This is a genomic window from Sphingobacterium sp. UBA5639, from assembly GCF_002421245.1.
GTDB lineage: Bacteria > Bacteroidota > Bacteroidia > Sphingobacteriales > Sphingobacteriaceae > Sphingobacterium > Sphingobacterium multivorum.
Window position 1 is genome coordinate 358,960 of sequence record NZ_DIJR01000005.1, and the last position, 21,808, is coordinate 380,767.

Sequence of the window (21,808 nt, forward strand, 5' to 3'; positions counted from 1 at the left end):
GGTCAAGGTAAGAAAACTTGACCTAAGCCTGTTATTTTTTATAACATACCACCATCAACAGGAAGAACCTGTCCGGTTACGTATGCCGATAAGTCAGATGCTAAATAAAGACATGCATTGGCAACATCTTCTGGTTGGCCAGCACGTTTCAATGGAATTCCAGCTTCCCATCCTGCCACAACTTTAGGATCCAGTACATCTGTCATTTCGGTACGTATAAAGCCTGGAGCAACTACGTTTGCACGGATATTACGAGAACCTAATTCTTTAGCGACCGATTTTGTGAACCCAATGATACCAGCTTTTGATGCAGCATAATTTGCCTGACCAGCATTTCCTTGAACGCCAACAACGGATGACATATTGATAAATGAACCTTTACGGTTTTTCATCATAATTTTTGAAGCAGCTTTTGTAACGTTAAAGACAGATTTTAAGTTGACATTTAATACATCATCCCAATTCTCTTCGGTCATACGCATTAACAGGCCGTCTTTTGTGATACCAGCATTATTTACAACAATATCTAATCCGCCAAAATCAGCGACGATCGCATTGATCAATTGTTCTGCTTCTTCAAATTTTGAAGCGTCAGAGCGATAACCAATCACTTTGGTGCCAAAAGCCTGAAGCTCCTGCTCCAACGCCTGTCCTTTTTCGACAGAAGAAAGATACGTAAAAGCGACGTTAGCACCATGTTGTGCAAAGACTTCTGCAATTTTCCTTCCGATTCCTTTTGATGCTCCTGTTACTAAAGCAATTTTTCCTTCAAGTATTTTCATCTGTATAAGTTATTTGTTCTTCAATTAATTACACTATGGCATTTATGACCATTTTCCTCGTGCTTTCTTTCGCTCACAGCCCGTCTGATCTTGGAATTCAACACGATACATGAACTCGCTTCCATTAGGTTTATCTTGGTTATGCCACAGTGTTTGTGTTTTTCTCGATGCTATAGTATGAGCGAATAAATGATCTTATTTTTTAGCCATCGTGTACACTATTGCCTATCGACGTTCTGCAAAAATGTTAAAACTATATTATAACACAAAATCTTTCGATAAATAACGGTTTAAAATAGAAAAACATTGTGTGCTGACCCGGTGTTTATCTTGGAGTGGGGGAGTGTTTTAAGGTAACATTTTTAGAATTTTGCGGTAAGCGATTGCTCACTTAGGATTATTTTAATAAATCAATGGTATTTTTGAATAAGTGGTTCTAAAAAGTACAGTTTTTTGACAAAAGACTTGGACGTTTACCAAAAACTATATTAAATTTGCATCAATCACAAAAACATGAGCAAAAAATCAAATAAAGAAGTTGACGTTGTTCTGATCGGCGCCGGTATTATGAGTGCTACTTTGGGTACTCTAATCAATGAATTAAGCCCAGACGTTAATATTGAAATTCTTGAGCGTTTGGATGTTGTGGCTGCTGAAAGTTCTGACGCATGGAATAATGCTGGCACGGGTCACTCTGCTTTATGCGAGTTAAATTATACCCCCGAACAGAAAGATGGTTCTGTCAAGATTGATAAAGCAGTGAAAATTGCCGAGCAATTTGAAGTCTCTAAGCAATTTTGGTCCTACCTCGTTGATAAAGGCATTATTGCCCAACCTGAAAATTTTATCCGTAGTATTCCACACATGAGTGCGGTTTTTGGTGAAAAAGACGCTAAATTTCTAAAGACAAGATGGGAAACACTAACGACCCAAAACTTGTTCAAAGGGATGGAATATACCGAAGATACAGCATTGTTGAAATCGTGGATTCCATTGATGATGGAAGGACGTGCGGCAGACGAAAAAATCGCTGCGACAAAAATGGATCTGGGTACTGATGTAAATTTTGGGTCGTTGACACGTGATTTGATCGCTAATCTTGAAAATAAAGAAAATATTTCGATTTCCTTAAACCACGAAGTAATTGACATCGAACGTGAAGATGACGGTCGCTGGGAAGTGGAAGTCAAAGATTTAAAGACAGGAACAAAGCGAGAAATCAAGGCAAAATTTGTATTTATTGGAGCCGGTGGGCACTCGTTGTTATTGTTGGAAAAATCTGGAATACCCGAAGCGAAAGGCTATGGCGGATTCCCGGTGGGAGGCCAATGGCTGCGTTGTGTGAATGAAGAGATCATTAATACACACCATGCGAAGGTGTATGGTAAAGCTTCTGTCGGTGCGCCTCCAATGTCTGTACCGCACTTAGATACACGTTATATTGATGGCAAGCAAGCGTTATTGTTTGGACCATATGCAGGTTTCTCAACTAAATTCTTAAAACAGGGGTCTTACTTCGATTTACCGGCTTCTATCAAATTGTCCAATATCCGTCCGATGTTATCAGCCGGACTTGACAACTTACCGTTGACGAAGTATCTTATTACTGAAGTCATGAAGTCACCAAAAGATAAACTGGAGTCTTTAAAACAATTTATGCCTACAGCTAAATTGGAGGATTGGGTTATCGAGAAAGCAGGACAACGTGTTCAGGTCATCAAGAAAGATGAAAAGAAAGGTGGAATTTTAGAATTTGGTACAGAGGTCGTTTCGAGTGCCGATGGTTCTATTGCTGCGCTATTAGGAGCGTCTCCTGGAGCTTCGACGTCAGTGGCTATTATGATCAGCCTGTTGAAGAGATGTTTCCCTGAACGTGCCAAATCAGATGAATACCGTAAAAAACTACGTGAAATGATCCCTTCACACGGGAAATCATTGAACGATGATGCGCAACTTTGTAAAGAAACGCGTACGCGTACGCACAAAGCGTTGAAATTGATTGATATAGAATAATCAATTCGACAGAAAATATACTTATGGGGTGCTTGGAATGACCATGGTCATTCTCGGCTGAGATTATACCCAATAAAAGCGATTGTACCTCCTTGTACAATCGCTTTTATATACCTGATCCAGGTAATGCTGGCGTAGGGATTTAATTTCAATAAAAAATAGCCGTTTCTCTCCCATAGGTTTATTATGAATGACACGATATAATAAACAAGGCGATGACTTCTGAAACAATTTTCGAAGCTTTTGTAAAACAGATTCAACAGGCCACCATTGCGGAATGGTTGGGGGTATCTTTTGGTGTTTTACAAGTTTGGTTTTCCCGGCAAAATAAATCGATCAATTACATTTTTGGGATTATTGGTATCTTAATTTCTGTATACGTATTATTCCATGCGAAACTATATGCCGAAATATTGCTACATCTCTATTACTTGATCATGAGCATCTATGGCTGGATCTATTGGAAATATAGTCGTGATGTAGCTACGCCCATAACACACTGTGAGCCGAAAGAATGGTGGATAGTAGGTGGCATATGTGCTGTCGGTTTTCTGTTGTTTTATTTCGGATTGGTACACTTAACAGATTCTGATGTACCGCTTTGGGATTCTGCAGTTTCCTGTACAGCTTGGGCAGGGATGTGGTTATTGGCAAAGCGGAAGATAGAAAACTGGATATTGTTGAATATCAGTAATCTGATGGCAATTCCTTTACTGATCCATAAAGGGCTGTTTCTTTATTCGGGCTTGACGTTATTTTTATTTGTTATGGCATTTAGTGGGTATTTTAATTGGAGGAGAATAATACGTGAAGAAAGATATGCAATTCAATAGCGAAGATATCGCTATACTGAAAGATAATCAGGCAAAAGGAATTCAGCAGAAAACGTTGTCAGATGGACAACTGGATCTGATTTACCGTCGGAAGTGGTTTAAGATTTGGGTTCCCCGTGCATTAGGTGGATTGGGGTTAAGTGTACCTGAAGGACTCAGTTTATTGGCTGATCTGGCTTATTGGGATGGGGGATTAGCCTGGACAGTAACCTTATGTTCAGGAGCAAATCTGTTTGTCGGTTTTATTGATCCCCTTATAGGAAATCAAATTTTCGAAACGGATCGGGTTTGTTTCGGAGGTAGTGGACAGGCATCTGGTACTGCTACGCGTGAAGGGGACCACTATCGACTCCGTGGTTTCTGGAGATATGCTACCGGAGCGCCACATTTAACGCACTTCACATTAAATGCCGCAATTCAGGAGGCGGGAAAACCCGTTTTGGACGAAAAAGGTGAACCGCTGATAAAATCATTTTTTGTCGATCGGGATCATGTACTGATTCACTATGACTGGGATACATTTGGATTGGAAGCTACAGCTTCGCATTCTTTTTCGCTGGAAGACGTTCTCGTTGATAGCAGGCAGTCTTTTGAGATTGATGCGGCAAAAAGTACACGTCGCGAGCTGTTGTATCAATATCCCTTTATGCCTTTTGCGGAATTGACTTTACTGGCCAACTTTACGGGAATGTATAAGCGCTTTTTGGATTTAATCGAAAAACTATTTGTGTTAAAAAGCAATCAATCCAAATGGGAGAAGACTGAAAGTAAAGAAGCGTTTAGGGTACTCGATGAATTTCAGCAAGATTATGTTAATCGGAGGGAAGCAATCATGAATTTGGCCGCTCTTTCTTGGGAAAATCTTCACGATGGAAATGATAATGCAGCGATTTATGAACAGATAGGGATACAAAGTAGAGATTTTGTGGAATCTATCTTAACAAATACGATAAGACTCTATCCACACACCGGAATTTCGGGGGCCGCCATTGACCATGAAATCAATATCATCTTCCGGAATATTTTTACGGCTTCGCAACACAAGTTATTGCAAAAGAGCTTCTAAACAACAAAGACTATCCTAGGATAGTCTTTGTTGTTAAATAGGATGTGTTCCCGGCGGGGGTCGAACCCACATCGTCAGAACCGGAATCTGAAATTCTATCCATTGAACTACGGGAACGTCTGGCAAAGATATACTATTTTCTAGATCTTACAAACAATCTTTGTGATAAAATTATATCTTTTAGCAATCAATTTTTAAGGCATCTTATCGTCAGTATTTTAGCGTTTAGCTTTTGTCAATTCTCTATTTTTTTACGTCAATGCTATAATAGTTTCCATATATGCTTAGCATCGGGCGGGCAATGTGGAATGAGAGGAGGCTAGCACGATTGCCCCTGAATAAACCAGTATAGTTCATTTGGATGGCCGAGCTGGCAAAAGGTGATCGGACATTCATCACGACCGTGGATGATATTGCGTAATAACGGAATGAAGGTAGTCCCTATCGATGTGTGTGTATATTTCGGTCGTGGTAATGCTTTCATGACCGAGCATATCTTGTACAGCTCTTAGATCTGCCCCGCCTTCCACTAAATGTGATGCAAAACTATGCCTAAAGGTATGTGGGCTGATGGTTTTTTGTAAACCGATTTTTAAGGCAAGTTCTTTGATGATCAAGAAGATCATGACCCGGGATAATGCGGCGCCTCTTCTGTTGAGGAATACAATATCTTCATTTCCGGCCTTAATCTTGATATGAGGTCTGATCGTTTCTAAGTAGATACGGAGGTGTTTAATGGCGTGTTGACCAATTGGAATGAGGCGTTCTTTGCTTCCCTTGCCCTCAACTTTGATAAATTCAACATCTAAAAAAAGGTTCGATATCTTGAGTGTGACAAGTTCGGAAACACGGAGACCGCATCCGTATAAGATTTCGATGATCGTTTTATTGCGCTCACCCTCGGGTGAAGAAAGATCGATTGCCGCGATCAATTGATCGATCTCATGTATGCTCAAAACGCTGGGCAGCTTGCGTGCCAAGCGTGGCGCCTGAAGAAGATCTGTCGGATTGTGGACGAATTCATGCTCGATCATCAAAAAGCTAAAGAAAGTCTTCAGGCCAGAGATCAGCCTGGATTGTGTGAAGGGTGAAATATTAAACTCCTGCAACCAAGCCAAAAACTCCTGTATATTTTTTCTCGTTACAGTATTTAAAACCAAATGATTGTCTTCGCAGTAGATCTGAAATTTGGATACGTCATTTAAGTAAGCATCAATTGAATTAACGCTTAAGCCTCTTTCGAACTTTAAGAATTGTTCGAATTCTTTTTTTATATCAGTCCAGTTTTCAAAATCCATTTGCAACAAAATTACAATTAACTGTTGTTCTTTTCGAAAGTTATTCTGTATTTTTAAGTGGAATTTTTACAGATTATAAGTGATACAAAGAGACGTTCCCTTATAGCGGGTCCCGATTCCTCCTTGGATAATGAAAAAAGTATTAATCTGTATTTTACGATTTATCGGGACAATTGATCTCCTGTTCCGTTTACCCTAATATAAAACAATTAGCAAAAATAACTGAAAAAAGACATTTTTTTGTATGAAATTCATTAAACCACTCGCATTAGCTTTTCTATTACCGGCTACGTTCTATATAGCAGAAGCAAAAATGCCAACCACATTAACTGCGGAAGCGCGCGCGATTCTATCCCAAGATAGTTTGGCGCTGAATCAAAAATTACCCTTCGACAATGAAGTCATGACAGGGAAACTGAAAAATGGATTTACATACTTTATTCGTAAAAATAGCGAGCCTAAAGGCCGTGTTACCATGTATTTGGGTATGAAGGCCGGCTCTATTCTAGAAAATGAAAAACAGCTTGGTTTGGCCCATTTTTTAGAACATATGAACTTCAATGGCCTGAAGCACTTTCCAAAGAATGAATTGGTTAACTACCTGCAGAAAGCGGGGGTTCGATTTGGATCGGACCTCAATGCCTATACCAGCTTTGACCAGACCGTTTATCAGCTGCCCATTCCTTCTGACGATCCTGAACTTTTAAAAAATGGTTTGCAGGTAATGCGCGATTGGGCTCAGGACGCTTTGTTGGATGGCGAAGAAATTGATAAAGAACGGGGTGTTATTCTCGAAGAAAAACGAGGTGGAAGAGGAGTACAGCAGCGTTTACAGGATCAATACTTTCCGATGTTGCTCAATGGTTCCCTTTACTCCAAGCGTTTGCCGATCGGAACTGAACAGATACTGAAAACATTTCCCTACACAGAAATACGCAAATTCCATGAAGACTGGTATCGCCCGGATTTACAGGCCCTGATCATCGTTGGAGATATTGATCCCAAGGAGATGGAAGAAAGGGTGAAAGTATTGTTTTCCGATATGAAAATGCCCAAAAAAGCGTTGGAGCGTAAAAAATATCGGGTCGATCTGTTAAACAAGAACCAGTTCTTGGCTATTTCAGATCCGGAACTGCCCTACACTGTTGCACAGATTTTGATCAAAAGCGAAAAAGAAAAGGTTTCCACGGTAGGAGATTACAGAAACGAGCTGTTGAAGAATGTGTTCAATCAGATGATCGCGGGGCGTTTTTCTGAATTGATGCAACAACCGAACCCTCCTTTTATGCAGGCAGGTGGAAGTATCAGCGATTTTGTTGCTAACCTTAATACTTTTTCATTGTTGGTGGTGCCTAAACCAGGCGAGTTGGAATCCGGATTTAAAGCGATGTTAACCGAATTTGAGCGCATTCAAAAATACGGTTTTACACAGACGGAGTTGGATCGTGCCATCGCCGATATGAAAAAGGGTAACGAGATGTCATTTATCGAGCGTGATAAAAAGAAGTCGGATAGCTATGTAAACCGTTATCTCAATTATTTTATTGATGATGAACCTGCTTTAAGTAATGAAAACGCTTATCGTTTGACAAAACAGCTGTTACCAACCTTGAAACTGTCGGAAGTGAATGGTTTGGTGAAAAAATATTATACCGATCTGAACCGCGATGTTTTAGTTATGGGGCCAGAAAAGGATAAGGCCAATTTACCCGCTGAGTCTACCGTGACGGGCTGGGTAAAGGCAGTGGAAGAGAGTCCCGTGACAGCATATGAAGATAAAGTTTCCAATCTTCCCTTGCTTTCAAAAGAGCCCGTAAAAGGCACTGTTGTATCGTCAAAAAGTATTGACGCCGTTCAAGCGAAAGAATTGATCTTAAGCAATGGTGTGAAAGTAATCTTAAAGCCTACGGACTTTAAAAATGATGAGATACAGATTATGGCGTATAGTCCGGGTGGAACATCAGGCTATAGTGATGCAGACTACTTCTCAGCCTCCAATGCGTCTTCTTTAATTGATGCAAGCGGCGTTGGACAAATGAACAACGTTGAGCTTACGAAGTATCTTTCAGGAAAAGATGTCTCCATCTCTCCGTATATCTCCGAACGTTACGAAGGTATTTCAGGTAGTACAGATAAAGAAGGCTTGAAGAATGCTTTTGAATTGATTTATGGTTATTTTACCGAGCCTCGATTGGATCAGGATATTTTCCAGAGTACCATGACCCGGGCAAAAGGATCTTTGGAAAATAGGTTGAGCAATCCAAATAATGTATTCTCGGATAAAGTGAAAGAAGTGCTTTATGGCAACAATGTCCGCCGGCAAAACCCAACGGTAGAAACGATCAATAAAATTGATCGGGAACGTGCTTTGGCAATTTACAAAGAACGATTTGCTGATGCTTCGGATTTTGTGTTTACAATTGTGGGGTCATTTGACGAGAATCAGATCAAGCCTTATTTAGAAACCTACCTGGCTTCATTGCCGACCCTTAAAAGAGGAGAAAGCTACAAGGATTTAAATATTCTGGAGCCGAGCAAGGGCGAGCGCGTAGTTGTTCATAAAGGCAAAGAGGAGAAGGCAAGTACGCAATTGGCCTACTATGGGGACTATACCTATAATGAAACTGAAAATGTGAATATGGAAGCCTTGGAGAGTGTGTTGACGATCAAATTGTTGGAAAGACTCCGTGAAAAAGAAGGTGGAGTTTACGGCGTGGGCGCTCGGGCGAGTTTCAGTAAGCTGCCAAAAGCACGTTATGCTTTTTCCATTGGTTTTGGTTCGGCAGTAGATAAGGCTGATGCTTTAATCACTTCGGCCTTGGATGAAGTAAAAAAGATTCAGGAAAAAGGCCCCGAAAATGGAGATATCGAAAAGTTCCTAGCAGAACAACAGCGACAAAATGAGTTAAATCTTCGTGAAAATGGTTATTGGCTGAATTATATATCAAGTTCTTATCAGAATGATCTTGATCTTGCACGATATACACGTAGAATAGACAATTTGAAGAAGGTAACTTCGAAGTCGGTGCAGGATGTTGCCGGAAAATATTTGAAAAGAGATCGACTTTTTGAATTTATTTTGATGCCGGATTCTAAATAACAGGAGTCCTGGAAAACAGAAGGGTTGCCTGCGTAGTAGGCAACCCTTTTTTATTGGCTAAAAAATTAGGAACAAAAAATCCCAACCATTTCTGATTGGGATTGCCAAAATGTCTAATAAGTATCTCTTGTTAACCCAAATAGGATTTTAAGATTTTGCTTCTTGAAGTGTGTCTCAAACGTTGAAGAGCTTTATCTTTGATCTGACGAACGCGCTCACGTGTTAAATTGAATTTTTCTCCGATTTCCTCTAACGACAATTGGTGATTGGAACCTAAGCCAAAGAAAAGCACGATAATTTCACGTTCTCTTTCTGTTAATGTTGCCAATGATCGTTTGATTTCTTCTGACAGAGATTCATCAATCAAAGAACTGTCTGTGTCTGGATCATGGTTCTCCAAAACGTCCAAAAGTGTGTTTTCTTCACCTTGAACAAAGGGAGCATCCATAGATACGTGACGGCCAGAGTTGCTTAGCGTATCCGAAACCTTGTCTACTGTGGTTTCAAGGATATCCGCCAATTCTTCTGGAGATGGTTCCCGTTCGTATTCTTGTTCTAGTTTTGAGAAAGCCTTACTGATTTTGCTCAATGAACCAACTTGATTCAATGGCAGACGTACGATACGCGATTGTTCAGCAATTGCTTGAAGAATAGATTGGCGAATCCACCAAACGGCATAAGAAATGAATTTAAACCCCTTTGTTTCGTCAAAACGTTTAGCCGCTTTAATTAAGCCCAGGTTACCTTCATTGATTAAATCACCTAAGGTTAAACCTTGATTTTGATATTGTTTTGCTACTGATACTACGAAACGAAGGTTGGTTTTAGTCAATTTTTCCAAGGCAACTTGATCGCCTTCGCGGATACGCTGTGCTAATTCTACTTCTTCTTCTGCTGTAATTAAGTCTACTTTACCAATTTCGTGTAAGTATTTGTCCAAAGACTGTGACTCACGATTGGTGATAGATTGTGTAATTTTGAGCTGTCTCATTAATTTTTATTAATTCTCCTCTCTAAGAAATGTTTGCGAAAATACGAAAAATTTTTGAATTATTAATGGAAAATTGATTATCTAGCCACTCATATTTAATGAGTTAGGCTTTTTTGAGTTTCAATTTTTAATCATCAAAAACTATTCCATTTTAATATTTTTTTTTCCTCTTATCTGTTGCTGTAATATTCAACTGTTTGATATTTAAAGAGCTAAAAGGTTTAATTTTTTTTATTGTTCTAAACAATTTAACTCGTCGGCAGCTGATTTATTATGCACCATGCATTCCTCAAATTTATTTTAAAATGATAATTTTATGATAAAACAAAAAGATGGATCTTTTGTTTTATTAGTGACATTAAATAAATTTAAAAGAATAAAAATTATATTATGCCAATCTTAATTCACTTGGATAAAATAATGAAAGAGAAAAAGATGTCGCTTAACCAATTGAGTGACAACGTCGGAATTACCCTTTCCAATCTTTCAATCATCAAGAATCAAAAGGCGAAGGCATTGCGATTAGATACTCTTGAAGCGATATGCAAAGCGCTAGACTGCCAGCCTGGTGATCTGCTGCAATATTATGATGGTGGTGATGAAAAAGGTTAAAATCGATAGCCTTTTAAAAAATCGACTACATTCATTCTTTTTTTGCCTTCGAGTTGAAGGTCAGAAATGACAATATAGCCGTCTTGTGTCGCAATTTTTAAGAAACTTTTCTTGTCAGTTTCTACGGTGCCCGGTATTGTAGCTGTATGGGCAAGCTCTTTTTCTGTGCGATAGATTTTTAGTACCTTATCATTTAAGAGGGTAAATGCCGCTGGATAAGGGCTTAAACCGCGAATGAAGTTATAAACCTGCGCAGTGGGCTGATCCCAGTTTATTTTACAGTCTTCTTTGAAGATTTTTGGTGCGTGTTTGAGTGGCTCCGTGGTGAGAAGGACGTCTTGAGGTTTAGGCTGCAAAGTGCCGGCCTTCAATTGCTGGATGGTTTGAAGGAGCGTTTCTGCCCCAGCCACCATAAGGTTGTCGTGGAGATCGCCGGCATTGTCTGTTTCTTTGATGGTAACTTTTTTCGACAATAAGATGTTTCCCGTATCGATTTCGTGCTGTAGTAAAAATGTCGTTACGCCCGATTCTTTCTCGCCATTGATGATGGCATGATTTATCGGTGCTGCACCCCGATATTGTGGAAGGAGTGAGGCGTGAACGTTGATTGTTCCAAATTTAGGCATATTCCAGACGATCTCAGGTAGCATACGAAATGCGACCACAACCTGTAGGTCCGCCTGAAAACTTTTGAGGTCATTCAGAAATGCTTCATCGCGAAGTTTCACGGGTTGAAGAACTGGGATGTTATGTTGTCTAGCAAATATTTTCACCGCAGATTCATGTATTTTTTGTCCGCGTCCTGCAGGTTTATCCGGTACAGTAACCACAGCGACAACTTGTTCGCCAGACTGAATCAGTGCTTCAAGTGAAGCTACAGCAAAATCGGGAGTACCCATGAAAATAATACGCATAATACTTGAAAATTTTTATAAAACTCTTTAAACCAGTGCAGGAGCCTCCTCGTTGAATAGCCTACTGAAAAACACCTAATAATTTGTCATTTCAGTTTTGTAAATAACAAATTTTTATAACTTTGCGAAGTTACATAAATATATTGAAAGCTTGAATTTTCCTTATTTTTTAGCAAATCGGATCGCATTTTCTGGAAAAAGAACGTTCTCAAAATTGATCGTTCGGGTGACTATTGGTGCCATTGCTCTTGCTATTGCAGCGATTATTATATCTATTGCGGTATTGCGCGGATTTAAGGGAGAGATTATCAGTAAGCAACGGAGTTTTTTTGCCGATGTATTGGTTTTACGTTACGACCTGAATAAGTCTTACGAAAATTCGCCCATAACACTTGCACCGGAGGTCCGCAAGTCCATATTGGCAATTCCTCAAGTCAATTCCATCAGTTCCTTTGCAACCAAGGCCGGAATCATCAATGTCAACAATGAAGTGGAAGGCGTGGTTCTCAAGGGTATCGATTCATTGTATAATCAGCAGCCGTTTCAAGGTATGCTGGTGGAAGGGAATATGATAGACTTTAAATCGGATAATGCCGATAATCAGATTTTAGTCTCTAAGTATCTCGCAGATCGATTGCTCTTAAAAGTCGGTGACGATTTTATTATGTATTTCGTGCAGGATCCTATACGCAAACGTAAATTTGTCATTAAGGGCATTTTTAATACAGGCTCTGAAGAATTAGATAAGGTCTATGTGATCGGGTCTCTCAATGTCATCCGCAAACTGAGCAACCTCGATGATCATGAGGTAGGGGGCTATGAGATTCGGATCAAAGATTTTAGTCAGCTCGAACGGACAACAAACAAGGTTGAAGATCTGTTGCCTATCGATATGCAGGCAATTAATATCAAGGATCAGGTTCCCGATATTTTTCAGTGGCTGGAACTGCTGGATATGAACACCAAAATCATTTTTATATTGATGACGGTCGTGGCTATTATCAATATGATTTCCGCCTTGCTGATCACCATTCTTGAGCGTACTTCAATGATCGGTATTTTAAAGGCGTTGGGGTATCACAATGCCGGAATTCGCCGCGTCTTCATGTACAGTGCCTTGTACCTGATCGGCCTCGGATTGTTAATCGGTAATCTTATTGGCCTCGGTTTTTACTTTTTTCAGGATTTTACCCATTTCTTTAAATTGGATGAGAAGACCTACTATATCTCCTATGTGGCCGTTCAACTTCAATGGTCTGATGTGATTCTTGTCAATTTGGCTGTTGTGTTTATCGGAATGATCTCTTTATTTATTCCGTCAATGCTAATTACCAAAATTAGTCCGATTAAAGCCATTTCTTTTAAGTAACGCTCTTTTTAGGCTTCGCTTTCTTTAAAAAATCGTATTTTTAGTGCTGTTAACTATTTTTCGAGCTGTATAGAAAAATAAGTATTTATATTTTACGGCTAGTATACAAGCACATATGAATAAAACTTTTGAGCATATTTCCCACGCCTTCGAAGCACCTTTACAAAATCCTGTACTTATATTTTCACTGGTACTTTTTATTATCCTGTTATCACCGATTGTACTGCGACCGATTAAGGTTCCGGGGATTATAGGATTAATTATATCCGGCGTTATTATTGGACCGCATGGACTAAATTGGCTGGAAAAAAACTCGGCCATAACGCTTTTTTCAACAATAGGCCTGCTCTATATCATGTTTATTGCCGGGCTCGAGTTGGACATGAATGAATTTAAAAAGACAAAAAATAAGAGCTTGCTCTTTGGCTTCTTGACATTCATCGTGCCGATCAGTATTGGCTATCCCGTTTGTCACTTTTTATTGGGTTACGGTGTTTTGCCGAGTTTGTTGATATCAAGCATGTTTGCTACCCATACGCTGGTTTCTTATCCCATCGTCAATAGCTATGGTATTTCAAAAATGGAGGCTGTTGCGATTACGATCGGTGGAACAATCCTGACCGATACGGCCGTGCTGATTATTCTTGCTGTAATTACTGGCGTTTCTCAGGGAAATATAGGTAATGAATTTTGGATTACCCTGACGATTTCCTTTGCTATCTTTCTGTTTATCATGTTTGGTGTTATTCCGAGGATCGCGAAATGGTTTTTTGAGCGCTTGGGGAGTGAGAAGACGTCCAATTATATCTTCGTTCTCTCGGTTGTGTTTTTTGCGGCCTTTCTAGCGGAAATTGCCGGCCTTGAGCCGATTATTGGGGCTTTCGTGGCCGGTCTGGCCCTCAATAAACTGATTCCACATTCTTCGGCTTTGATGAACCGGATCGAGTTTATCGGTAATGCGATTTTTATTCCTTTCTTCTTGATATCTGTGGGCATGATTGTCGATGTCAGCGTGATCTTGAAAGGGCCGCAGGCTCTTATTATTGCCGGAACACTGACCGTTGTGGCTATCGTCGGAAAATATGTGGCCGCCTGGCTGACACAGATTGTTTTTAAATACAGCCGTGGTCAACGTAACCTAATATTTGGTTTAAGTAGTGCACATGCTGCGGCAACACTGGCCGTTATTATGGTTGGACATAAGAACGGCATTATCGATGAGAATGTGCTTAATGGTACGATTCTGCTGATTTTGGTGACCTGCATTGTCGCCACGGTGGTGACGGGAAATGCCTCACGTAAAGTGGTTATGGATGGCGAACAGGACGAAGAACATACTGATGTGGTAAAGGAAAAAGATGAAAACATCTTGATTTCTATCGCTAATATGGATAATATGGAGCCGATTTTGGATTTTTCAACCTATATTAAAAGCAAGAAATGTTCCTATCCTGTCAATATTGTGTCCGTTGTGAAAGATAATGAACAGGCACAATTAAACATGTCTAAAGCACGGAAGAACCTGGACAATATGGTCAGGTATGCTTCGGGTAGTGAAACAAATGTGAATATAAGTGCTACAATAGATTTAAACATTGCCAGCGGGGTTGCGCGGTCGGCAAAAGAGGTTTCTGCCAATTGTATTGTTTTGGGCTGGCCAAGTGCGGCCAATTTTATGGATAAGTTTGTCGGGGAGAAAACGGAAAGTATTTTAAATAGAACCTCGGCTAATGTGATGTTATGTCATTTTAAAAAACCTTTTATTTCGAATAAGTCGATTGTCGTTTTTGCACCACCGATGTGCGAGGCGGAATTTGGTTTCGAATACTGGCTGGAGAAGGTGGTCAAGTTTGCCAAGGAATTATCCCTGTCCATCACTTTTGTGGTTGATACACGTTCTGCCGCTGCCATTGAAGAACATCTCGTCGAATTGAAAAATTCTGTTCCTGTCACATTCAAACATTACGACAACTGGGACAATTTACAGGGCCTTAAAGCGTTTAAGGAGGAGGATGCGATGTTTATTTTTGTGTCGGCTAGAAATGGAGAAGTTTCCTATCGGGATTCGCTGGATGGAGTAGCAAAGAAATTAGATCGTATTTATGCAAACGAAAATCTTGTTTTAGTGTTTCCTAGTAGAGTGGAAAATGCGCACATCGACGAATATGAAGATGTTGAAGCTGCACCAATCTTTAGAAAAATTAGCAAAGAAATCGGAAATATGTTTAATAAGGGATAGTTATTGTCCGTTAAAATTGAAGGTTATGTCAAATAAGATTACAATGTCAAGTGAAGGAACTTTACAGGTTCCAGATTTTCCAACAATTCCTTTTATTATCGGCGACGGCATTGGTCCTGACCTCTGGCATGCGGCAGTGCGTGTTTTTGATCAGGCGGTGGAGAAAGCGTACGGCGGACAACGGAAAATAACATGGAAGGAGGTGTTGGCAGGTGAGAAAGCTTTCAACGAAACAGGCGAATGGCTACCAAAAGATACGCTGAATGTATTAAAAGAGTACCTGGTTGGAATCAAAGGGCCGCTCACCACGCCAGTAGGCGGGGGAATCCGTTCGTTGAATGTTGCGTTGCGTAAGGATTTGGATCTCTATGTATGTCAACGCCCGACAAAATGGTTTGAGGGTGTACCTTCGCCAGTCAAACATCCCGAGTATGTGGATATGGTGATTTTTCGCGAAAATACCGAAGATATTTATGCTGGAATAGAGTTTCAGGCAGGAACAGCTGAAGCCAACAGATTCCAGGATTTCTTGCATGATGAGCTTGATATTGATTACAATTTCTCGGCCACGACAGGCGTCGGTGTCAAACTGGTTTCTGAAGAGGGATCCAAAAGATTAGTCCGTGCAGCAATAGAACATGCTATTGATCACAACTTGCCTTCCGTGACGATTGTTCACAAAGGAAATATCATGAAATTTACGGAGGGGGCTTTTAAGATTTGGGGTTATGAGGTTGCTGAAACGGAATTTGCCGACAAAACCTATACGTGGGGACAGTGGGAGCGAACGAAAGAAGAAAAGGGTGTGGAGGTTGCCAATCAAGAACAAAAAGTGGCCTTAGATTCCGGTAAAATTTTGATTAAAGACATGATTGCCGACAACTTTTTACAGCAGATCCTGCTGAATCCACGGGATTTTTCTGTTGTGGCAACGTTGAATCTGAACGGTGATTATATTTCTGATGCGCTGGCAGCAATGGTTGGCGGTATAGGGATCGCACCGGGTGCTAATATCAATTTTAAAACCGGGCACGCTGTCTTTGAAGCCACCCATGGTACTGCACCTCGCTTTGCAAATACCAATACCATGAATCCTTCATCGGTTATTTTAAGCGGTGTTATGCTATTCGAATACCTCGGCTGGACCGAAGCGGCGGCGGCAATTGTTAAGGCCTTAGGAGAAACGATATTGGCTAAGACTGTGACGGTGGATTTTTACAATTTGATGGATGATGCGACCTTGGTCAAAACAAGCGAATTTGCAGATCGAATTATTGAAAAAATATAAGAATTTTATTTTCTGAGATATTAAGCAGAAATTTGAATAAAATTTCTGCTTTTTTATGGATTACAATCAGCTGCCACTTTTTATAAAGGAATCGACCGTTTTTACGGAGAACGAAAAAATGAAGTTGGCTCAGGTCGACCGTTTACCCACGCCACAGGAGGTAGATGATATAACGAGTCTCCCTGAAATTTACGAATTGCTAAATGCCTTTATTGGTGATCAATCTTCTCGTAATACCCATCTTCAGCTCAAGGCTAAGGAGTATTTGCAAGATAATCAGGTAGATATGGCATGGAAAGTGTTGCTTATTTGATGTTTTTTGCATTGAATTAGCTGTTTGTTGTGCGATCTTTTTATTGAAATCATTTAGAATTTTATAAATTTTCAATAAAAAAACAGATTAGTTGAAAAATATATAATTTTATTTTACCTTTGGTTTTTAAACAACGGATTGCTTAGCTAGGGTTAAAAAATAGCAATCAAACAAACTATAACATCAATGAAACATAATTTTGGAGCAGGTCCATGTATTCTGCCAAAGGAAGTATTTCAACAAGCCTCAGAAGCTGTAATTGATTTTAACAACACCGGTTTATCAATTTTAGAGATCTCTCACCGTTCCAAAGAGTTTGAAGCAGTGATAGATGAAGCCACACAATTAGTACGCGAGTTATTGGCAGTACCTCAGGGATATTCGATTCTTTTCCTTCAAGGAGGGGCAAGTTTGCAATTTGCAATGGCGCCGTTGAATCTTTTACCTGAAGGCGGTAAGGCTGCTTATTTGGATACGGGTGTATGGGCTACAAAAGCATTAAAAGAAGCTAAAAAATTCGGTACAGTAGATGTTGTAGCTTCGTCGATTGATAAAAATTATTCCTATATCCCTAAGGGATATGCCATCCCAACAGATGCGGCATATTTTCATTATACAGCCAACAATACCATTTACGGTACGGAGGTTTTTGATAAACCCGAAACCGCTTTGCCAGTGGTTGTTGACATGTCTTCTGATATTTTTTCACGTGAGATCAACGTTGCTGACTATGATTTGATTTATGCTGGTGCTCAAAAAAATATGGGACCTGCAGGTGTTACACTCGTGATTGTTAAAGATGATATCTTAGGTAAATCAGGACGTATTCTTCCATCGATGTTGGATTATCAATTGCATATCAACGGTGGTTCAATGTACAATACACCACCGGTATATTCGATTTTTGTTTCGATGTTAAACCTTCGTTGGTTAAAAGCAAAAGGCGGTGTTTCGGTATTGGAACAAGAGAATATCATCAAAGCACGTGCTTTATACGATGAAATCGATCGCAACCCATTATTCAAAGGTACTGCTGCTGTAGAAGACCGTTCACGCATGAATGTTACTTTTGTGATGGATACACCAGAGTTGGAAGCTGAATTTTTGGCTTTGGCGAAAGAACGTAATTTGATTGGCATCAAAGGTCACCGTTCTGTCGGTGGATTTAGAGCTTCAATCTACAATGCTTTACCATTGAGCAGCGTAAATGCGTTGATTGATGCCATGAAAGAATTTGAGGACACGCATACAGCCTAAGGCTGCATGCATGTTGCTGAAATTTAACAGTTGACGAATAAATAATTAGTTAGATTACGAATTATAAAGGTCGTATCGTATTCACGGGATTGGATCTTCCAATGAGTTGAATGGTACTGCTACCTTTAAAAACGAATTATAAAGATGAAAATATTAGCGAATGACGGTATCGATCCACTAGGAAAAAAAATGCTGGAAGATGCCGGTCATAGTGTAGATACAACGCATATTCCACAAGAAGAGCTTCCAGAAAAGCTTCTTGCTTATGACGCAATCACGGTACGTAGCGCAACTAAAGTGCGTCAGGCCCTGATTGATGGCTGCCCTAATTTGAAAGTTATCGGCCGTGGTGGAGTAGGCATGGATAATATTGACGTAGAATATGCCCGTTCAAAAGGCATCGCTGTTGTCAATACCCCGGCGGCATCTTCGCTATCCGTTGCTGAGCTGGTGTTTGCTCACCTATTGAATGGTGTCCGCTTCTTATACGATGCCAACAGAAAAATGCCAGTTGAGGGCAACACAAAATTTGGCGCCCTTAAAAAAGCTTATGGTGCCGGTACGGAGCTTCGTGGTAAGACGATCGGTATCGTTGGATTTGGCCGTATCGGTCGTGAAGTTGCCAAAATCGCCATTGGTCTAGGGATGGATGTGGTTTATACGGATTTGTTCGAAGGACCAAAAGCGTTGACCATAACACTTTCAGGTGGTATCCAGGTTGACGTGCCTATTCAACAAGTGGAGATGGACGAGCTATTGAAAGTTTCAGATTTTATCTCTTTACACGTTCCATTTTTGGATAAACCAGCGATTGGAGCTGCGGAGTTCCCATTATTGAAAGATGGTGTAGGCTTAGTCAATGCTTCTAGAGGTGGCGTTATTGATGAGTTGGAATTGGTGAAAGCATTGGATTCGGGCAAGGTAGCATTTGCTGGTTTAGATGTATTCGACAACGAACCTACTCCACGTGAGGAGATTTTGAAACATCCGAAAATTTCATTGACGCCACATATTGGAGCGGCAACTAATGAAGCTCAAGAAAGAATCGGCGAAGAATTGGCCGGTCTACTGATCGAAAACTTGAAGAAGTAATTCTTCCGCATAACATATCAGATATGCGGCACAAAACTTTCATGATTTTGTGCCGCATTTTTTTAATATAAATTCATGAATTGCCTATATTGGCACACAGAAATTTAATAATTGTAACTTCAGTATGAAAGTTTTAAAATTTGGTGGTACTTCCGTGGGGAGTGCAGCACGTATCAAAGGGTTGTTGGATATTGTAAACCCTGCTGAACGTCAGATCGTCGTGTTGTCCGCAGTTGCTGGAACGACAAATGCTTTGGTTGAAATCGGTCAAGCTTACACAGCAGGTAAGAAGGACGAAGCTAAAGAGTTGGTCAAGAAGCATAAGGATAAGTACGAAGACCTTATTAAAGAACTTTTCAGTACTGAACAGGGATATAAAAATGGTAAAGAATTGATCGATTACCATTTTAACCTGATTTCTACCTTGGCCAACGAATTGTTTACACCCATCGAGGAGAAAGTTATTTTAGCACAAGGCGAATTGATGTCTACCGCTTTATGGCATTTTTACCTGAATGAAATTGGCGTAAAATCCGTGCTTTTGCCAGCCCTGGACTTTATGAAAATTGATGAAGACAATGAGCCTATGGTTGATTACATTGGCGAAAAGCTAAGCCATATTTTGGCCCAGAGTCCAGAAAATACCCTATTTATCACGCAAGGTTTTATTTGCCGTAATTCTTTTGGTGAAATTGATAATTTGCGCCGTGGAGGTTCAGATTATACGGCTTCCTTGATCGGGGCAGCAATCCGTGCCGAGGAAGTTCAGATCTGGACTGACATCGACGGGATGCACAACAATGATCCCCGTGTTGTCAAAGGAACCACACCGATTGCACATCTAAGCTTTGATGAAGCAGCGGAGCTGGCTTATTTTGGTGCTAAAATCTTACATCCACAATCGGTGTTCCCAGCGCAAAAATATAACGTTCCAGTTCGGTTGTTGAATACGATGGAACCCAATGCAAAAGGGACATTGATCAGTAAAGACGGTGCGCAGAAAGGTTGTATTCGTGCTATAGCAGCGAAAGACGGTATCACAGCAATTCATATCCATTCGTCGAGAATGCTACTTGCCTACGGTTTCCTGCGCCGTGTCTTTGAAATATTCGAGCGTTATAAAACACCAATCGATATGATCACAACTTCGGAAGTGGCGGTGTCTTTGACGATTGATGATACCACAAATTTGGCGGATATTATCAAAGAAGTGGAAGATTTTGGTTCAGTAACAGTGGATGGTGATCAGACCATTGTATGCGTTGTAGGGGATTTTGGTTTGAATAGCCATGGCTATGCCGCTCGCGTACTTGATGCTGTAAAACACCTTCCAGTTCGTATGATTTCGTATGGTGGTTCAGACTTTAACGTGTCAATTCTATTGAATTCAGATCATAAAACTGAAGCATTACGTTCATTGCACAATCGTTTATTTTAAGAATTAGGTTTTTATATGATAAATACAGGTATCGCGGCGAAGTTTGCAGAGAAAGAAACGCCGTTTTATTATTATGATCTGCATGTGTTAAACAAGACCCTGGAGGCTGCGCATGCTGCTTCGCACAAACGGGGATTTCATGTTCATTATGCATTAAAGGCCAATTTTAATGACGAGTTATTGAAGGCGATTCAAGCGGTCGGCTTTGGTGCGGATTGTGTGAGCGGCAATGAGGTGAAGAAAGCCATTGAATGTGGCTTTGATTCCAAAAAAGTTACTTTTGCAGGAGTTGGTAAATCCGATAAGGAAATCAATTACGCGCTCGATCAAAATATCTTCGCGTTTAATGTTGAATCCATTCAGGAGCTTGAGGTCATCAATGAGCTTGCCTCAAAGAAAGGTGTAAAAGCGAATGTAGCTTTACGGATCAATCCAAACGTGGATGCACATACCCATCATTATATTACAACAGGGCTTGATGAAAACAAATTTGGTGTGCCCAATGCCGATTTGGAAAAATGTGCAGCCGTGCTTAAAAAATGTGAGTCTATTGAATTGGTAGGTCTTCATTTTCACGTCGGTTCACAGATTACGGATATGACCGTATTCAAAAGCCTGTGTGTGAAAGTCAATGAATGGAAAAACTGGTTTGAAGAACGCGGTACACAAATCCGTGTATTGAATGTCGGTGGCGGGTTGGGGATAGATTATAAAAATCCGGATGGGAATACAATTCCCGATTTTGAAGCCTATTTTGATATTTTCGACCGCTTCCTGGAGCGTACAGCACAGCAAGAAGTGCACTTTGAATTGGGACGGGCTTTGGTTGCGCAATGCGGAAGCTTGGTAAGCCGTGTCTTGTATGTCAAAAATGGTGTCAAGAAGAATTTCTTGGTATTGGATGCCGGAATGACTGAATTAATGCGCCCGGCCTTGTATCAGGCCTATCATAAAATTGAGAATATCAGTGCGGTGGACACTGTAGAATCCATTAACTATGATGTGGTTGGACCGATCTGTGAATCTTCAGATTGTTTTGGTAAGGAAGTGCCACTTCCGGTCTCAAAACGTGGCGACTTAATTGCCATTCGTTCTGCAGGCGCCTATGGCGAAGTGATGGCTTCGCGTTATAACCTCCGTGAGGAAATACGGTTTGTGTATAGCAATCAGCTTTAATAGCTGTCGTAAAATAATTATTCTTAA

17 protein-coding genes and 1 tRNA gene are annotated in these 21,808 nt (G+C 40.3%); 13 read left to right on the forward strand and 5 right to left on the reverse strand.

The window, feature by feature from the left end; all coding sequences use genetic code 11:
• Positions 1–38: 38 nt before the first annotated feature.
• Positions 39–782: a 3-oxoacyl-[acyl-carrier-protein] reductase gene (fabG, locus tag B4Z90_RS05360; protein WP_046675808.1), complete on the reverse strand. Its 744-nt coding sequence runs from the start codon at positions 780–782 to the stop codon at positions 39–41.
• Between the two features lie 513 nt (positions 783–1,295).
• On the opposite strand from fabG, the gene B4Z90_RS05365 reads away from it, so the two are divergent.
• The 3 genes from B4Z90_RS05365 (at position 1,296) to B4Z90_RS05375 (ending at position 4,694) form a co-directional block, all read left to right on the forward strand.
• Positions 1,296–2,795, forward strand: a complete 1,500-nt coding sequence (locus B4Z90_RS05365; RefSeq protein WP_070569666.1) for a malate:quinone oxidoreductase — start codon at positions 1,296–1,298, stop codon at positions 2,793–2,795.
• 215 nt (positions 2,796–3,010) lie between these two features.
• Positions 3,011–3,628, forward strand: coding sequence for a nicotinamide riboside transporter PnuC (gene pnuC, locus B4Z90_RS05370; RefSeq protein WP_070569668.1), 618 nt, complete (start codon positions 3,011–3,013; stop codon positions 3,626–3,628).
• Positions 3,615–4,694 carry a hypothetical protein gene (locus B4Z90_RS05375; RefSeq protein ID WP_070569670.1) on the forward strand — a complete coding sequence of 360 codons (1,080 nt, stop codon included), beginning with the start codon at positions 3,615–3,617 and terminating at the stop codon, positions 4,692–4,694. Before pnuC ends, B4Z90_RS05375 begins: the two co-directional genes overlap by 14 nt.
• A gap of 45 nt (positions 4,695–4,739) precedes the next feature.
• Here the strand turns inward: B4Z90_RS05375 and B4Z90_RS05380 are convergent.
• Positions 4,740–4,811: transfer RNA gene (locus B4Z90_RS05380), tRNA-Arg, on the reverse strand.
• A gap of 278 nt (positions 4,812–5,089) precedes the next feature.
• Complete coding sequence (gene xerD, locus B4Z90_RS05385; protein WP_070569672.1) at positions 5,090–5,992, reverse strand: site-specific tyrosine recombinase XerD; 903 nt, start codon at positions 5,990–5,992, stop codon at positions 5,090–5,092.
• Between the two features lie 244 nt (positions 5,993–6,236).
• Here xerD and B4Z90_RS05390 point away from each other — a divergent pair, with 244 nt between their 5' ends.
• Positions 6,237–9,092 (forward strand): M16 family metallopeptidase, encoded by a 2,856-nt coding sequence (locus tag B4Z90_RS05390; RefSeq protein WP_286801566.1) that lies wholly within the window; start codon positions 6,237–6,239, stop codon positions 9,090–9,092.
• Positions 9,093–9,222: 130 nt separating this feature from the next.
• On the opposite strand, the gene B4Z90_RS05395 is transcribed toward B4Z90_RS05390, so the two are convergent.
• Positions 9,223–10,083 carry a sigma-70 family RNA polymerase sigma factor gene (locus B4Z90_RS05395; protein WP_028068906.1) on the reverse strand — a complete coding sequence of 287 codons (861 nt, stop codon included), beginning with the start codon at positions 10,081–10,083 and terminating at the stop codon, positions 9,223–9,225.
• A gap of 390 nt (positions 10,084–10,473) precedes the next feature.
• On the opposite strand from B4Z90_RS05395, the gene B4Z90_RS05400 reads away from it, so the two are divergent.
• On the forward strand, positions 10,474–10,695 hold the full coding sequence (locus B4Z90_RS05400) for a helix-turn-helix domain-containing protein (protein WP_046675813.1): 222 nt from the start codon (positions 10,474–10,476) through the stop codon (positions 10,693–10,695).
• On the opposite strand, the gene fmt is transcribed toward B4Z90_RS05400, so the two are convergent.
• Positions 10,692–11,609, reverse strand: a complete 918-nt coding sequence (fmt, locus tag B4Z90_RS05405; RefSeq protein WP_070569676.1) for a methionyl-tRNA formyltransferase — start codon at positions 11,607–11,609, stop codon at positions 10,692–10,694. The genes B4Z90_RS05400 and fmt overlap by 4 nt on opposite strands.
• 151 nt (positions 11,610–11,760) lie before the next feature.
• Here fmt and B4Z90_RS05410 point away from each other — a divergent pair, with 151 nt between their 5' ends.
• The 8 genes from B4Z90_RS05410 to lysA all read left to right on the forward strand — a co-directional run bounded on the left by B4Z90_RS05410 (position 11,761) and on the right by lysA (position 21,781).
• Entirely contained in the window at positions 11,761–12,978 is a 1,218-nt protein-coding gene (locus B4Z90_RS05410) for an ABC transporter permease (protein ID WP_070569678.1), read from the forward strand.
• Positions 12,979–13,093: 115 nt separating this feature from the next.
• Positions 13,094–15,217, forward strand: a complete 2,124-nt coding sequence (locus B4Z90_RS05415) for a cation:proton antiporter (protein ID WP_115048052.1) — start codon at positions 13,094–13,096, stop codon at positions 15,215–15,217.
• A 25-nt stretch (positions 15,218–15,242) separates the two neighbouring features.
• The gene (gene icd, locus B4Z90_RS05420; protein WP_070569683.1) at positions 15,243–16,505 is read left to right on the forward strand and encodes an NADP-dependent isocitrate dehydrogenase; all 1,263 of its coding nucleotides are present in this window, start codon (positions 15,243–15,245) and stop codon (positions 16,503–16,505) included.
• Positions 16,506–16,560: 55 nt separating this feature from the next.
• On the forward strand, positions 16,561–16,818 hold the full coding sequence (locus B4Z90_RS05425; RefSeq protein ID WP_070569685.1) for a hypothetical protein: 258 nt from the start codon (positions 16,561–16,563) through the stop codon (positions 16,816–16,818).
• A 186-nt stretch (positions 16,819–17,004) separates the two neighbouring features.
• Positions 17,005–18,075, forward strand: coding sequence for a 3-phosphoserine/phosphohydroxythreonine transaminase (gene serC / locus B4Z90_RS05430; RefSeq protein ID WP_070569687.1), 1,071 nt, complete (start codon positions 17,005–17,007; stop codon positions 18,073–18,075).
• A 144-nt stretch (positions 18,076–18,219) separates the two neighbouring features.
• Positions 18,220–19,167 carry a D-2-hydroxyacid dehydrogenase gene (locus tag B4Z90_RS05435; RefSeq protein WP_115048054.1) on the forward strand — a complete coding sequence of 316 codons (948 nt, stop codon included), beginning with the start codon at positions 18,220–18,222 and terminating at the stop codon, positions 19,165–19,167.
• Positions 19,168–19,291: 124 nt separating this feature from the next.
• Entirely contained in the window at positions 19,292–20,605 is a 1,314-nt protein-coding gene (locus B4Z90_RS05440) for an aspartate kinase (RefSeq protein WP_046675821.1), read from the forward strand.
• A 15-nt stretch (positions 20,606–20,620) separates the two neighbouring features.
• Positions 20,621–21,781, forward strand: a complete 1,161-nt coding sequence (gene lysA, locus B4Z90_RS05445; RefSeq protein ID WP_070569692.1) for a diaminopimelate decarboxylase — start codon at positions 20,621–20,623, stop codon at positions 21,779–21,781.
• Positions 21,782–21,808: the final 27 nt, after the last annotated feature.